This is a genomic window from Pseudomonas sp. NPDC096925, from assembly GCF_044762545.1.
Lineage (GTDB): Bacteria > Pseudomonadota > Gammaproteobacteria > Pseudomonadales > Pseudomonadaceae > Aquipseudomonas.
The window spans coordinates 336734-351618 of record NZ_JBIWEM010000002.1 but is presented as its reverse complement, the minus strand read 5'-3'; the positions used below and the strand labels follow the sequence as shown (position 1 = coordinate 351618).

14 protein-coding genes are annotated in these 14885 nt (G+C 64.2%); 1 reads left to right on the top strand and 13 read right to left on the bottom strand.

Annotated features, from left to right (window positions below):
- Positions 1–4 precede the first annotated feature (4 nt).
- Positions 5–2758: a dermonecrotic toxin domain-containing protein gene (locus tag ACIQYU_RS07600; RefSeq protein ID WP_402798800.1), complete on the top strand. Its 2754-nt coding sequence runs from the start codon at positions 5–7 to the stop codon at positions 2756–2758.
- A gap of 11 nt (positions 2759–2769) precedes the next feature.
- Here ACIQYU_RS07600 and ACIQYU_RS07595 read toward each other — a convergent pair whose 3' ends face one another.
- From ACIQYU_RS07595 to flhF, 13 genes are all read right to left on the bottom strand, one after another.
- Positions 2770–3165 (bottom strand): DUF2802 domain-containing protein, encoded by a 396-nt coding sequence (locus tag ACIQYU_RS07595; protein WP_207829878.1) that lies wholly within the window; start codon positions 3163–3165, stop codon positions 2770–2772.
- A 1-nt stretch (position 3166) separates the two neighbouring features.
- Complete coding sequence (locus ACIQYU_RS07590; RefSeq protein ID WP_119143286.1) at positions 3167–3646, bottom strand: chemotaxis protein CheW; 480 nt, start codon at positions 3644–3646, stop codon at positions 3167–3169.
- Positions 3647–3687: 41 nt separating this feature from the next.
- The gene (locus ACIQYU_RS07585) at positions 3688–4581 is read right to left on the bottom strand and encodes a chemotaxis protein CheW (protein ID WP_333957826.1); all 894 of its coding nucleotides are present in this window, start codon (positions 4579–4581) and stop codon (positions 3688–3690) included.
- Positions 4581–5369 carry a ParA family protein gene (locus ACIQYU_RS07580; RefSeq protein WP_063912820.1) on the bottom strand — a complete coding sequence of 263 codons (789 nt, stop codon included), beginning with the start codon at positions 5367–5369 and terminating at the stop codon, positions 4581–4583. Before ACIQYU_RS07580 ends, ACIQYU_RS07585 begins: the two co-directional genes overlap by 1 nt.
- Positions 5370–5580: 211 nt before the next feature.
- Positions 5581–6438, bottom strand: a complete 858-nt coding sequence (motD, locus tag ACIQYU_RS07575) for a flagellar motor protein MotD (RefSeq protein ID WP_207829866.1) — start codon at positions 6436–6438, stop codon at positions 5581–5583.
- 3 nt (positions 6439–6441) lie between these two features.
- Positions 6442–7182 carry a flagellar motor protein gene (locus ACIQYU_RS07570; RefSeq protein WP_063912822.1) on the bottom strand — a complete coding sequence of 247 codons (741 nt, stop codon included), beginning with the start codon at positions 7180–7182 and terminating at the stop codon, positions 6442–6444.
- Positions 7182–8315, bottom strand: coding sequence for a chemotaxis response regulator protein-glutamate methylesterase (locus tag ACIQYU_RS07565; protein ID WP_207829857.1), 1134 nt, complete (start codon positions 8313–8315; stop codon positions 7182–7184). The genes ACIQYU_RS07570 and ACIQYU_RS07565 overlap by 1 nt, the downstream gene beginning before the upstream one ends.
- Before the next feature lie 46 nt (positions 8316–8361).
- Positions 8362–10590, bottom strand: coding sequence for a chemotaxis protein CheA (locus ACIQYU_RS07560; protein ID WP_207829850.1), 2229 nt, complete (start codon positions 10588–10590; stop codon positions 8362–8364).
- 12 nt (positions 10591–10602) lie between these two features.
- On the bottom strand, positions 10603–11391 hold the full coding sequence (locus ACIQYU_RS07555) for a protein phosphatase CheZ (RefSeq protein WP_207829847.1): 789 nt from the start codon (positions 11389–11391) through the stop codon (positions 10603–10605).
- A 20-nt stretch (positions 11392–11411) separates the two neighbouring features.
- Positions 11412–11786, bottom strand: coding sequence for a chemotaxis response regulator CheY (locus ACIQYU_RS07550; RefSeq protein WP_207829844.1), 375 nt, complete (start codon positions 11784–11786; stop codon positions 11412–11414).
- A 118-nt stretch (positions 11787–11904) separates the two neighbouring features.
- Positions 11905–12645, bottom strand: a complete 741-nt coding sequence (gene fliA / locus ACIQYU_RS07545) for an RNA polymerase sigma factor FliA (RefSeq protein ID WP_063912826.1) — start codon at positions 12643–12645, stop codon at positions 11905–11907.
- The gene (fleN, locus tag ACIQYU_RS07540; RefSeq protein ID WP_207829841.1) at positions 12642–13475 is read right to left on the bottom strand and encodes a flagellar synthesis regulator FleN; all 834 of its coding nucleotides are present in this window, start codon (positions 13473–13475) and stop codon (positions 12642–12644) included. Before fleN ends, fliA begins: the two co-directional genes overlap by 4 nt.
- Positions 13476–13568: 93 nt before the next feature.
- Positions 13569–14879, bottom strand: coding sequence for a flagellar biosynthesis protein FlhF (gene flhF, locus ACIQYU_RS07535; protein WP_233687578.1), 1311 nt, complete (start codon positions 14877–14879; stop codon positions 13569–13571).
- Positions 14880–14885 lie beyond the last annotated feature (6 nt).

Genomic DNA, 14885 nt, shown 5'->3' with positions numbered 1-14885 from the left:
CCGCATGTCTCCAAGCCACATCAACACCGCCGGCGTGAGCTACGTCCGCGACCACTTGAGCCACGTGCCGCGCCCGGACCGCGAAGCCAACCGGGCGATCCGGCAATGGCTGGCGCAGCAGGGCTTTGATCTCGACCCCGACCAGATCGACGTCGTGACCCTGCACTACCGCCCCGATGGCCCGGCCCGCTACCTGGCGGCGGTCAGCCAATGCGTCAGCCTGACCCAGGCATTGCTGGGCAACTGGCAGGGAGCGTCCAACAACGACCTGTTCGGCGCCTTGTTCCATGCTCCCTGGGCCGGCACCCTGCCCGACCAGCCGCTGCACCTGGTCGAGACCCTGCCAGCGCCAGCTTTCAACGCTTACGGCACCGCATTCGAGGTGTTCAATGGGCTGTTCCGTCGCACCACACCGCAGCGCTATGACGCCTCGACCCACCTGCCGATCGCCGCTGAAGCCTTCCAGCGCTTCATCGAGGCACTGGACTTCCACATGCCATTCAAAGCCCAGCTGGACCGCTACTGGGGCGAACACCTGCAAGACCACCGGCTGGCCTGCAAACTCAATTTCATCGCGGCCTGCAACAAGCAGGTCGGCGAAGGCAGCCTTGGTGAAGCGGCCAGAAGACTCGTCTGGCAAGCCGCAGGGCTGATGCCAGCTGGCGCAAAGCTGCGCAAGAGCACGCTGAACATCTATGGCTACGCCGCCACCGACATCCTCTACCTGAACGACGCCGCCAGCGACCTGACCGTGCTATACGTGCCCGGCAACAGCTCACCCCTGCTGGAGTTCGCCAGCGAAAACCACCTGAAGGACTGGGTCGGCCAGCAGTGCAAAGACCCCGCCAGGCGCCAGGCACTCAAACAGCATTTCCGCCTCGCCGACCTTCCGCAAGGCATCGACTTCAGCGGCCTGGACACCGCCCTGGAGGGCCTGGGCGCCTACCCGAGCCAACACTCGCTTCCCCCCGAACACGGTTTCTTCAACGACGACGGTACCTGGCCACCCCGCACCTACGTCAATTACCGGCCCGGCAAGTACAACCCCAGGATCGAGGGTGACCTGTTCCAGGCGCTAGCCGAACGCCAGCGCCAACGCAGCTACGAAGATGCGGACTTCCTGATTAGCCGCGACAGCCAGGTCAGCAAGGCCCGCTGGCTCGGCTACCTGACCACCACGCTCAACCTGCTGGCGCCTTTGTGCCTGGTGGTGCCAGGGCTGGCCCCCCTCCTGGCGATGGGCGGCATCGCGCAACTGGGCCTGGGGCTTGACCAGGCAATCAACGGCAAGACGCTGCAGCAAAGGCAGGCCGGCATTGGCAATATTACCTGGGGCCTGTTCAACGCCCTGCCGCTGGCAATGGCAGGTGCCAACCAGGCAAAGGCCTTGTTCGTGTTCAAAAGCGATGTATTCGTGCCGCCCATACGGTTGAACGGACAGATCGGCTACCCGTTGAGTCCGGTCTCGCCACCGCGTATACCGTCGCCGGAAGGTGCCCGTTATTTCCACATCCCGGACTCGATCATGCCATTGCCCGAAGGTGACCAGGCCATCGCCGACTCGGTCATACGGGTACCTCGCTATGACAGCGGCTTCGACATGCTGGAAGCGCAAATCGACGGCTACAGCGACCGGGTGGTCTATGACATGGAACGGGACGTCTTCATCCGCGAGGACGACCTCAACGAGGTCGATCCGGTCGGCTACATGGCCACCGCTGGCAGCAGGGACCTGATCCCGGCCCCCGTTTCCCGCACCGTCACCAACGCCATGCGCACCCGCAGCCTGCGGGCGTTGGGTATCGACCTTCCCCTCCCGGCGCATGCCCCGACGCTGGCTGCCAACCGTTACCCGATCCCGAAGAGGATCACCTGCCTGTGGGTTGGCGACAAGCGCCTCAGCGCGCAATTGCTGGCCAACCTGGGCCAGAATGCCGAGCGACTGAAAGGCAGCGAATATACCCTGCGGCTGTTCCTTTCCAGCGCCGCGCCCGAAGCCTACGCCGAAAACCTGCACCTGCTGGCCCGGCAGGCCCCCGGCCTGCAAGTGTTGCCACTGGAGGAGCAGGCGTTTTTCAGGGCTTTTCGCCAGAGCAGGTACTACGCGCAGTACGATGCCGCGCTGGACGGCAACGGCGGGATCGCCACCAACTATGCCTCGGCATCCGATGTGCTGCGCTACCCGATGTTGCACCACGAAGGGGGGGTGTACATGGACGTGGACGATACCCTGCTCGCCCCCGGGGAGTACCCGCAGGTCATCGACGGGCATCCCGCCGGCAGCCCTGGCGAAGCCATCGATCAGGTGGAGTTGCGCACAACGCCCGACGGCCTGTTGCTGGCACCGCCCATGTCCAATGAAAAGATGGGCATGAACTGCCTGTACAACACCAGCCTGATCGGTAGCCACCCCGGCAACCCGACGCTGGAAGCCATTTCCGAAGAGATGCTCGCACGCTTCCAGACCAACCCGGACTTCTACGACAGCAAACCCAGCCTCGCCGATGACCCGGCAAACTTCTACCGTTACGCCAACCGCCTCAGCCGCCTGACGGGCCCGGCCATGCTCAGCGATGTGGTCGACCGCCACTTGCCAGGGTTACGTACCCTGCGACAGGTCATAAACCTCTATGGCACACCGCGGATCAACGAGCACCCTTTCATCGACCTGCCTGGCAGCCAGCAGGCCATGCATGAACTGCTGCCACTCAACCGCTTTGCCAAGGTAGGCGGCAACCATTCCTGGAGCAGGACGTGAGCCTTGCAGCATCAGCCGCTGCGATGCAGCTTGCTCATCAGCTCTGCCTCGGCCTGGGTCAGGCCGCAGCTTTCGGTCAGCTCGGCCACGCTGGCGCCCATGCCCACCAGCTTGGCCGCCTGGGTGAAGGTGACATTGTGCGGGTCGCGCTGCTCCAGTTGCTGGATCTTGTCAGGCAGCGGGGCAACCGCCACCCGCAGATCGTGCAGCGCCTCGCCCATGCGCACGGTACCGTTCTGGTAGTCGTCCAGGCGCTTGGCCAGGTCCTTGATGCGCTGGTCACGCAGGGCATCACCCTCGGCCTGCTGCGCAGCCAGCTCGCGCTGGCGCTTGCTGTAGTTGAGGAAAAACCACAGGCTCAGCGCCCAGACCAGCGCCAGAAAGATGACAGCAACCTCTAGGATCAACTCAGATGTTCTCCAGCTCGGACCATTCTTCCTCGGTCATCATCTTGTCCAGTTCGACCAGGATCAGCAGCTCGCCGTTCTTGTTGCACACGCCCTGAATGAACTTGGCCGACTCTTCGTTACCCACGTTCGGCGCAGTCTCGATCTCGGACTGGCGCAGGTACACCACCTCGGCCACGCTGTCGACCAGGATACCGACCACTTGCTTGTCGGCCTCGATGATGACGATACGGGTGTTGTCGGTGACTTCGGTCGGCACCAGGCCAAAGCGCTGGCGGGTGTCGATCACGGTCACCACGTTGCCGCGCAGGTTGATGATGCCCAGCACGTAGCTTGGCGCACCCGGCACCGGGGCAATTTCGGTGTAGCGCAACACTTCCTGCACCTGCATCACATTGATGCCGTAGGACTCATTGTCCAGACGGAAGGTAACCCACTGCAGGATCGGATCTTCGGAACCTTGTGCAGACGACTTTTTCATTCCCCTACCCTCAAAATCCGCCATCGGCGGTGTGTTCGGTGTCATTTCTGTTTGGCGTGCATCTGCTTGACCGCGCCACTGGCGATCAGCTCGGCCAGTGCGGCGACGTCGAGCAGTGCACACATGTGTTCAATCACCGTGCCGGCCAGCCACGGGCGCTGGCCACGCTGGCTGCGCCACTTGATCTCGGACGGGTCCAGGCGCAGCGAGCGGCTGACCTGGTGCACGGCCAGCCCCCATTCGTAGCCCTGCACGGAAATCACGTATTGCAGGCCCTGGCGAAAATCATCGCGGTAGCGGTCGGGCATCACCCAACGCGCGGTGTCCAGCACCTTCAGGTTGCCGGCCTGGCAGGTCAGGATGCCCAGGAACCAGTCGGGCTGGCCGAACAGCGGCGTCAGTTCCTGGCCGGCCAAGGTGTAGATCGAGCCCAGGCACACCAGCGGCACCGCCAGGGTCAAGCCGGCCACGTCGAACAGCAGGCATTCGAACGGCTCGGCGGCCCAGGCCGGGCGGCCATCGATCATGGCCGGGGGCACTGGCAGGTTGGGTGCCGGCAGGTGCACATCCACCAGCGGCACTGCAGGTTCCACTGTTTGCTCTTCTACCAGCACCGGGATGCTGGCCTCGGCCACCACCTCGCGCTCGACCACCGTCACCACCGGTGCTTCCACCGGCATCACGCTGGGCAGCACCGCCAGCCTGGGCTCGGCGAAGGGCCGCGGTGCAGGGCTGGCGGCTGTATCGGCTGGCGCCGGCCTGGCCTGCTGCAAGGCATCACGCGCCTGCTCTTCGCGCACGGCTTCGGCGAACGTGTCCGCCGCGTCCGGCGCCTCGAACAGGTCTTCGGCTTCGGTGGCCTCCTGCAGCAGGCCGTCGAGGTACGACTGCAGGGCCATCTGTGGCCGGGTGCTGGTTTGCCGGGTCTGGGTCATCAGGCCACCTGCGCTGCAGTCTTGTAGGTCAGCAGGTGCTTGAGCAGCGCCCGATAGGCAATCAGCCCGCGACTCTTGCTGTCGAATTGCGAGGGCGTAACGCCCTTGCGGCTGGCATCGCGCAGGCGCGTATCCACCGGGATGTAGCCCTGCCACACATGCTGGCCGTAGGTGTCACGCAGCAGCTTGAGCGTGCCCAGCGAAGCCTGTGTACGGCGGTCGAACAGGGTCGGCACGATCTGGTACGGCAGCGCCTGCTTGCGCGAGCGGTTGACCATGGCCAGGGTACCGACCATGCGCTCCAGGCCCTTGACCGCGAGAAACTCGGTTTGCACCGGAATCACCAGCTGCTGGCTGGCTGCCAGCGCATTGACCATCAGCACACCGAGCAAGGGTGGGCTGTCGATCAGGGCATAGTCGAAATCCTGCCACAGCTGCGCCAGACTCTTGGCGATCACCAGGCCCAGGCCGTTCTGCCCCGGTGACTGGCGCTCCAGCACCGCCAGCGCGGTACTCGACGGCAACAGCGAGATGCGTTCGTCACTGGTGGGCAGCAGCAATTGCCCGGGCAGGCCCTCGGGCACCGCGCCCTTGTGCAGGAACAGGTCGTAGCAGCTGTGCTCCAGGGCATCGGGGTTGTGCCCGAAATAGCTGGTCATCGAGCCGTGCGGGTCGAGGTCGACGACGACCACGCGCTTGCCGGCCTCGGCCAGCAGGCCGGCCAGGGCGATGGTAGTGGTGGTCTTGCCGACGCCACCTTTTTGATTGGCTACTGCCCAGACTCTCATCAAGCAAACTCTATCTATTGATTTGGCAGGGACACTGTAGAAAACAACTCTTTAAAAGCCTGCACGATCCCTGTGGGAGCGGGCGAGCCCGCGAACACCGGCGCAGCCGGTGCCATTCACCGCGTCGTCTGCTTCGCGGGCATGCCCGCTCCCACAGGGGACAGCGCCATCTTCAACATCGTGTTCGTAGCAACGTCGGGGAATTGACGGTTCACTGCCCCGCCACCGTTGCTGGCGTTGCCGGTGCACTTTGTGTGCCAGCCCGGCGCAATGCGGCATCCGGCGTGGCATTGGCGCTGCCCGAGCCAGTCAGGCTGCGGCGCACTTCGAGGTTGCGCGAAATCACCAGCACCACGCGGCGGTTGCGCGCCCGGCCCTCGGCAGTGTCATTGCTCGCCACCGGCTGATACTCGCCGTAGCCGACCGAGGCCATGCGCGCCGGGTTGACCCCTTCCATGGCCAGCAGGCGCACGATGCTCGCCGCCCGCGCCGACGACAGCTCCCAGTTGGTCGGGTACTGCGCGGTGCGGATCGGCAGGTTGTCGGTAAAGCCTTCGACATGCACCGGGTTGGCGAACGGTTTGAGAATGCCGGCCACCTTCTCGATGATGGCAAATGCCTTGTCGCTGGGCATGGCATCGCCGCTGCCGAACAGCAACGATGAGTTGAGTTCGATCTCGATCCACAGCTCATTGCCGCGCACGGTCATCTGGTCGCTGTTGATCAGGTCGCCAAAGGCATCGCGCACGTCATCGCTGATGGTTTTCAGCGGGTCGACACTGGTCGCCCCCAGGCCCGCCTCGGTCTGCTCGCTGTCCTTCACCAACGGCTCGGCCGGGCGCACGCTCAGCGGCCGCTCTTCGCCGATGGGGATCGGCTTCATGCTGCGCTCGGGGTCGTTGAACACGCCGAGCAAGGCCTGGGAAATGACCTTGTACTTGCCCTCGTTGATCGAGGAAATCGAGTACATCACCACGAAAAAAGCGAACAGCAAGGTGATGAAGTCGGCGTACGACACCAGCCAGCGTTCGTGGTTTTCGTGTTCCTCGGTATGACGACGGCGACGCATGGGTTACTCCATGAAGCCTTGCAGCTTCAGCTCGATCGAGCGCGGGTTCTCACCCTCGGCAATCGACAGCAGGCCCTCGAGCAGCATCTCGCGGTAGCGCGACTGGCGCATGACGACGGCCTTGAGCTTGTTGGCGATCGGCAGCAGCACCAGGTTGGCGCTGGCCACCCCGTAGATGGTCGCGACAAAGGCCACGGCAATGCCGTTGCCCAGCTGCGACGGGTCGGCCAGGTTGCCCATCACGTGGATAAGGCCCATCACCGCACCGATGATGCCAATGGTGGGCGCATAGCCCCCCATGCTCTCGAACACCTTGGCGGCCTGGATATCACGGCTTTCCTGGGTCAGGAAATCGACTTCAAGAATGCTGCGGATGGCCTCTGGCTCGGCGCCATCCACCAGCAGCTGCAGGCCCTTGCGCGCATACGGGTCAGGCTCGCTGTCGGCCACCCCTTCCAGGCCCAGCAGGCCTTCCTTGCGCGCGGTCAGGCTCCAGTTGACGACGCGGTCGACCCCGCCCGCCAGGTCGACCCGTGGCGGAAACAGGATCCAGCGCAGAATCTGCAAGGCACGCTTGAACGACGACAGTGGCGACTGCAGCAAGGCCGCCGCCAGGGTGCCGCCCAGCACGATCAGCGCCGCCGGGCCATTGATCAGGGCACCGACATGGCCGCCTTCGAGGAAGTTGCCACCGACGATGGCGACAAAGGCGAGGATCAGGCCGATCAGGCTGAGCACGTCCATCAGACGCACGCCTCCACCAGGTGCTTGCCGATTTCGTCCAGGCTGTACACCGCGTCGGCCAGGTTGGCCTTGACGATGGCCATGGGCATGCCATAGATCACGCAGCTGGCTTCATCCTGGGCCCACACCGTGCTGCCGCCCTGCTTGAGCAGGCGCGCACCTTCGCGGCCATCGGCGCCCATGCCGGTAAGTACCACCGACAGCACCTTGTCGCCATACGACTTGGCCGCCGAGGCGAAGGTGATGTCCACGCACGGCTTGTAGTTCAGGCGCTCGTCACCGGGCAGGATCTTCACCGCGCCACGGCCGTCGATCATCATCTGCTTGCCGCCGGGGGCCAGCAGGGCCAGGCCAGGGCGCAGCATGTCGCCGTCCTCGGCTTCCTTGACGCTGATGCGGCACAGCTTGTCCAGGCGCTCGGCAAAGGCCTTGGTGAAGGCCGCCGGCATGTGCTGGATCAGCACGATCGGCGCCGGGAAGTTGGCCGGCAGTTGGGTCAGCACCCGCTGCAGGGCGACCGGGCCGCCTGTGGAAGTGCCGATGGCCACCAGTTTGTAAGGCTTTCGCTTGGGTGCCGGCGAGTGCGCTGGCGCCGCTGCCGGGGCCGCCGCGCGGGCAGGCACAGGCGAGCGCGCCACTGCCGGGCTGGCGAAACTGCTGGTGGGTGCGTGGCTGCTGCTTGCTGGCGCAGGCGCTGCGACCGGCGCATGGCTCGCGTAGCTGCCGAGACGGCGGTTGCTGCGGGAAATGGTATGCACCTTCTCGCACAGCAGCTGCTTGACCTTTTCGGGATTGCGTGAAATGTCCTCGAAGTTCTTCGGCAGGTAATCCACTGCTCCGGCATCCAGCGCATCGAGGGTGACACGGGCGCCTTCGTGGGTCAGCGACGAGAACATCAACACCGGCGTCGGGCAGCGCTGCATGATGTGCCGCACCGCGGTGATGCCATCCATCATGGGCATTTCGTAGTCCATGGTGATGACATCGGGCTTGAGCGCCAGCGCCTGGTCGATTGCTTCCTTGCCGTTGGTCGCGGTACCCACTACCTGGATCGTCGGATCTGCCGAGAGGATTTCCGAGACGCGGCGGCGGAAGAAACCGGAATCATCCACCACCAGGACCTTGACTGCCATAAACACTCCATTAGGCGGCGCAACCCGCCAGGGTGCGCCACCGAAATCAAATACGCCGCGCGGCGTAACGCTTGAGCATGCTCGGGACATCGAGAATCAACGCGATGCGACCGTCACCGGTGATGGTGGCCCCGGACATGCCCGGGGTGCCCTGCAGCATCTTGCCCAGCGGCTTGATTACCACTTCCTCCTGGCCAACCAGTTGATCGACGACAAAGCCGATACGCTGGGTGCCGACCGACAGGATCACCACGTGGCCCTCGTGCTGCTCTTCGTGCACCTGGCCCTGGACCAGCCAGCGCTTGAGGTAGAACAGCGGCAGCGCCTTGTCACGCACGATCACCACTTCCTGGCCGTCGACCACGTTGGTGCGCGACAGGTCGAGGTGGAAGATTTCGTTGACGTTGACCAGCGGGAAAGCGAACGCCTGGTTGCCCAGCATCACCATCAGGGTGGGCATGATCGCCAGGGTCAGCGGCACCTTGATGACGATCTTCGAGCCCTGGCCCTTGGCCGAGAAGATGTTGATCGAGCCGTTGAGCTGGGAGATCTTGGTCTTCACCACATCCATGCCCACGCCACGACCGGACACGTCGGAAATCTCGGTCTTGGTCGAGAAGCCCGGGGCGAAGATCAGGTTGTAGCAGTCCGACTCGCTCAGGCGATCGGCGGCGTCCTTGTCCATCAAGCCCTTTTCCACGGCCTTGGCGCGCAGGATGTTGGGGTCCATGCCCTTGCCGTCGTCAGAGATCGACAGCAGGATGTGGTCGCCTTCCTGTTCGGCCGACAGCACCACGCGGCCGGTGCGCGCCTTGCCGGAAGCTTCACGCTCATCGGGCATTTCCACGCCATGGTCGACGGCGTTGCGCACCAGGTGCACCAACGGGTCGGCCAGGGCCTCGACCAGGTTCTTGTCGAGGTCGGTCTCTTCGCCTACCAGCTCCAGGTTGATCTCTTTCTTCAGCTGGCGAGCCAGGTCGCGAACCAGACGCGGGAAGCGGCCGAAGACTTTCTTGATCGGCTGCATGCGGGTTTTCATGACCGCGGTCTGCAGGTCGGCGGTGACCACGTCGAGGTTGGACACGGCCTTGGACATGGCCTCGTCGCCGCTGTTCAGGCCCAGGCGCACCAGGCGGTTACGCACCAGCACCAGTTCGCCGACCATGTTCATGATCTCGTCCAGGCGCGCGGTATCGACCCGCACGGTGGTTTCTGCTTCGCTGACGCCATGCTTGTCGGCGGCCGGGGCCGGGGCGCGCGGCGCCGAGGCAGGCTTGCTGGCTGCCGCCGGTGCCGGTGCCGCAGCTGGCTTGGCTACCAGCTGGCTGTCGGCCTTGGCCGCAGCCTGCGCTTGCACCTTGCCCGCAGCCGGGGCATCGACGGCGGCAACATCGCCGCCAAACTTGCCCTTGCCGTGCAACTGGTCCAGCAGCGCCTCGAACTCGTGTTCGCTGATTTCGTCGCCGGCTGCACTGGTGTCAGCTGCGGCAGGCGCCGGTGCCTTGGCGGCGGGCAAGGCATCAGCCTGGAAGGTGCCCTTGCCATGCAGCTGGTCCAGCAGCGATTCGAATTCAGCGTCGGTAATTTCGTCGCTGGCCGCTTCCGGCGCGCTGGCAACCGGCTGTGCGGCAACCTCGGCGCTGAACTGGCCTTTGCCGTGCAACTGGTCAAGCAGCGACTCGAACTCGGCGTCGGTAATTTCGTCACCTTCGCCGCTGACGGTTTCGCCCTGCATCTGCTCCTCGGCCGCAGCTTGTGCCTTGACCGCATCGAGCGAATCGAGCAACTGCTCGAACTCGCTGTCAGTGATGTCCTGCTCCTCGGCCGGCGCCTCGACAACCGGCTCCGGCGCCGCAGCGGCAGGCGCTTCAACGGCTTCGGCGCCCCCCGGCTCGGCAAGGCGCGACAGCGCCGCCAGCAGCTCGGGGGTGGCTGCGGTCACTTCGGCACGCTCGCGCACCTGGCCAAACATGCTGTTGACCGTGTCCAGTGCCTCGAGCACCACATCCATCAGTTCCGCGTCGACCCGGCGCTCACCTTTGCGCAGGACGTCGAACACGTTCTCGGCGATATGGCAGCACTCCACCAGCTCGTTCAGCTGAAGGAAGCCGGCGCCCCCTTTTACAGTGTGGAAACCGCGAAAGATCGCATTGAGCAGGTCGGCATCGTCGGGCCGGCTTTCCAGCTCGACCAGTTGCTCGGACAGTTGCTCAAGAATTTCGCCGGCTTCTACCAGGAAATCCTGGAGGATTTCTTCATCGGCGCCGAAGCTCATCAAAGGTGCTCCTTAAAAACCCAGGCTGGACAGCAGATCATCGACATCGTCCTGACCGGACACGACGTCTTCACGCTTATCGGCATGAATCTGCGGACCTTCACCCCGAGTCGGATGTTTTTCTAGATCTTTTTCTGCGCGCAGTTGATCGTGGTCATGCTGGATACCGGCAAAACGGTCGACCTGGCTGGCCATCAGCACCAGTTTGAGCAGGTTGCTTTCCACCTCGGTGACCAGGTTGGTGACGCGCTTGATCACCTGGCCGGTCAGGTCCTGATAGTCCTGGGCCAGCAGAATGTCGTTGAGGTGGCCGGCGACCTTGCGATTACCTTCGGCGCTGTGCGTCAGGAAACTGTCGACGCGCTTGACCAGCTCCCGGAACTCCGGCGCGGCCACTTCACGGCGCATGAAGCGCTGCCAGTCGGTGCTCAGGGCCTTGGCCTCGCTGGCCAGGTCGTTGAGCACCGGGGTGCTTTCCTCGACCAGGTCCATGGTGCGGTTGGCCGCGCCCTCGGTGAGCCTGACCACGTACGACAGGCGCTCGGTCGCGTCGGTTATCTGCGACACCTCCTCGGCCTGCGGCATGGTCGGGTCGATCTGGAAACTGACGATGGCACTGTGCAGCTCGCGGGTCAGCTTGCCGACTTCCTGGTACAGGCCGCGATCGCGGGTCTGGTTCAGCTCGTGAATCAGCTGCACCGCCTCGCCGAAACGGCCCCGTTCCAGGCTTTCGACCAGCTCCTGGGCATGTTTCTTCAGGGTCGATTCGAACTCGCCCAAAGACGTTTGTGATGAATCCATGGCGCGCCCCCTGACGTGACTCAGCCGTTGACGCGTTCGAAGATCTTCTCGATCTTTTCTTTGAGCACCTGGGCGGTGAACGGCTTGACCACATAGCCGTTGACGCCGGCCTGGGCCGCTTCGATGATCTGGTCGCGCTTGGCCTCGGCTGTCACCATCAGTACCGGCATGCCTTTCAGCTTGTCGCTGGCACGCACCTTGCGCAGCAGGTCGATACCGGACATGCCGGGCATGTTCCAGTCGGTCACCAGGAAGTCGTAGTGGCCGTTTTCCAGCATCGGCAGCGCCGTGGTGCCGTCATCGGCTTCTTCGGTGTTGGTGAAGCCCAGGTCACGCAACAGGTTCTTGATGATCCGCCGCATCGTCGAAAAGTCGTCAACGATGAGGATTTTCATGTCTTTGTTCAAGTAGACCTCCAAGCAGTCTCAAACGCGCTCGGCTGCGAGCGCGCATTCAATCAAATCGGTGCAACATGGAAAACGCACGTGGAAAACGACTGCAACGACACCGGGCTCAACGCGCCCGCCATTCCCCCAGGCGGCTGCGCAGGCGCGCGGCACACTGGCTGTGCAACTGGCTGACCCGCGACTCGCTGACCCCAAGCACCTCTCCGATTTCCTTGAGGTTCAGCTCTTCGTCGTAGTACAGCGCCAGTACCAGGCGTTCACGCTCCGGCAGGTTGGCGATGGCCTCGGCCAGGGCAACCTGGAAGCGCTCGTCCTCCAGGCCACGCGCAGGCTCGACGTGGCCACTGGCGCCATCCTCATGCAGCCCTTCGTGCTCGCCGTCCTGCAACAGGTCGTCGAAGCTGAACAGGCGGCTGCCCAGGGTATCGTTCAGGATCCCGTAGTAATCATCGAGACTCAATTGGAGTTCGGCAGCAACTTCATGATCTTTAGCGTCGCGGCCGGTTCTTGCTTCCACTGCACGCATCGCGTCACTGACCATGCGCGTGTTGCGGTGCACCGAACGCGGTGCCCAGTCGCCCTTGCGCACTTCGTCCAGCATGGCTCCGCGGATGCGGATGCCGGCGTAGGTTTCAAAGCTGGCGCCCTTGCTGGCGTCGTACTTGTTGGCCACTTCCAGCAGGCCGATCATGCCGGCCTGGATCAGGTCCTCGACCTGCACGTTGGCCGGCAACCGCGCCAGCAGGTGGTAGGCGATGCGCTTGACCAGCGGGGCATAGCGTTCGATCAGCTCGTACTGGGCGTCTTTCGACGCCCGGCTGTACATCTTGAAGCCGCTGGCATTCATAGCACAGGTCCCGCGCTGGTGGGCCGCACCAGGCGCTCGACAAAGAACTCCAGATGGCCGCGCGGGTTGGCCGGCAGCGGCCAGCTGTCGACCTTCTGGGCAATCGCCTTGAAGGCCAGTGCGCACTTGGAGCGCGGGAAGGCTTCGTAGACCGCACGCTGCTTCTGCACCGCCTTGCGCACGCACTCGTCATACGGCACGGCACCCACGTACTGCAGGGCAACGTCAAGGAAGCGGTCGGTGACCTTGGTCAGCTTGGCGAACAGGTTGCGCCCTTCCTGCGGGCTCTGCGCCATGTTGGCCAGCACACGGAAACGGTTCATGCCGTAGTCGCGGTTGAGCAGCTTGATCAGGGCGTAGGCATCGGTGATCGAGGTCGGTTCGTCGCATACCACCAGCAGCACTTCCTGGGCGGCGCGAACGAAGCTGACCACCGAGTCGCCGATACCGGCTGCGGTGTCGATCACCAGCACGTCAAGGTTGTCGCCAACTTCGCTGAACGCCTGGATCAACCCGGCATGCTGGGCCGGGGCCAGGTGCACCATGCTCTGCGTGCCCGAGGCCGCCGGCACGATGCGCACACCACCCGGGCCCTGCAGCATCACGTCGCGCAGCTCGCAGCGCCCTTCGATGACATCGGCCAGGGTCCGCTTGGGTGTAAGGCCCAGCAGCACGTCGACATTGGCCAGGCCCAGGTCGGCGTCGAGCAGCATGACCCTGCGGCCAAGCTCGGCCAGCGCCAGGGACAGGTTCACTGAAACGTTAGTCTTGCCGACGCCACCTTTGCCACCGGTCACGGCGATCACCTGTACGGGATGCATGCTACCCATGTCTGTTCTTTACCTTGTCTCGCTGGGACTCAGGCCACACGTAGGGCAATTCTGCGTACCCTTTGGCATAGCTACCTTGCACACGCTTCATCATCAACCCGCTCGCCGTGGGTTGTGATAGAGATCAGCGAACATGTCGGCCATGGCCTCTTCGCTGGGCTCGTCCTGCTGCTGCACATTGACCGCGCGGGTAACCAACTGGTGCCCCCGAGGCAGGTGCAGGTCGTCAGGAATGCGCGGCCCATCGGTCAGGTAGGCCACTGGCAGTTCATGACTGATGGCAAGACTCAGCACGTCGCCAAGGCTCGCCGTTTCATCGAGTTTGGTCAGGATGCAGCCGGCCAGGCCGCAGCGCTTGTAGCTGTGGTAGGCGGCGGTCAGCACCTGCTTCTGGCTGGTGGTGGCCAGTACCAGGTAGTTCTTCGCGGCAATGCCACGCCCAGCCAGGGTTTCCAGCTGCATGCGCAGGGCCGGGTCGCTGGCCTGCAGGCCGGCGGTATCGATCAGCACCACGCGCTTGCGCAGCAGCGGCTCCAGCGCCGCGGCCAGCGACTGGCCCGGGTCGACATAGGTCACCGGCACGTTGAGGATACGACCCAGGGTCTTGAGCTGCTCCTGGGCACCAATGCGGAAGCTGTCCATGCTCACCAGCGCCAGGTTCTGCGCGCCGTACTTGAGCACGTAGCGGGCGGCCAGCTTGGCCAGGGTGGTGGTCTTGCCCATGCCGGCCGGGCCGACCATGGCGATCACCCCGCCCTCTTCGATCGGCTCGATCTCGGGGATTTCGATCATCCGCGCCAGGTGCGCCAGCAGCATGCGCCAGGCGTGGCGTGGCTCATCGATCTCGGCGGTCAGGTCCAGCAACTCGCGGGCGATCGGCCCGGACAGGCCGATGCGCTGCAGCCGGCGCCAGACGGTGGCCTGTTGCGGCTTGCTGCCCTGCAGCTGATTCCAGGCCAGCGAACCGAGCTGCACTTCCAGCAGCTCGCGCAGGCCCGACAGCTCGGAGCGCATGGCATCGAACAGGCGCGGGTCGACCGGTGCCGACGCAGGGGCTGCAGCAGCGGCCTCGGGAGCATCGACATGGGGTTCGATCAACGGCTCGGCGGCGGTCAGCGACTGCCCGGCGAACAATTGGCGGTTGTTGTCGCTGGTGTCCGGGCGGTGGTCCAGCTCGGCCTGGGCAGTGGCGATGCGCGTATGGGTCTTGCGCAGCTCTTCTTCCAGCTCGGCGTTGGGCACACGCGGGGCCAGGGCGGACAGCTTGTAGTCCAGCGCAGCAGTCAGTTCGACACCGCCGGCGATGCGGCGGTTGCCAATGATGGCGGCATCGGCGCCCAGCTCATCGCGGACCAGCTTCATGGCCTGACGCATATCGGCGGCGAAAAATCGCTTAACTTGCATTATCCC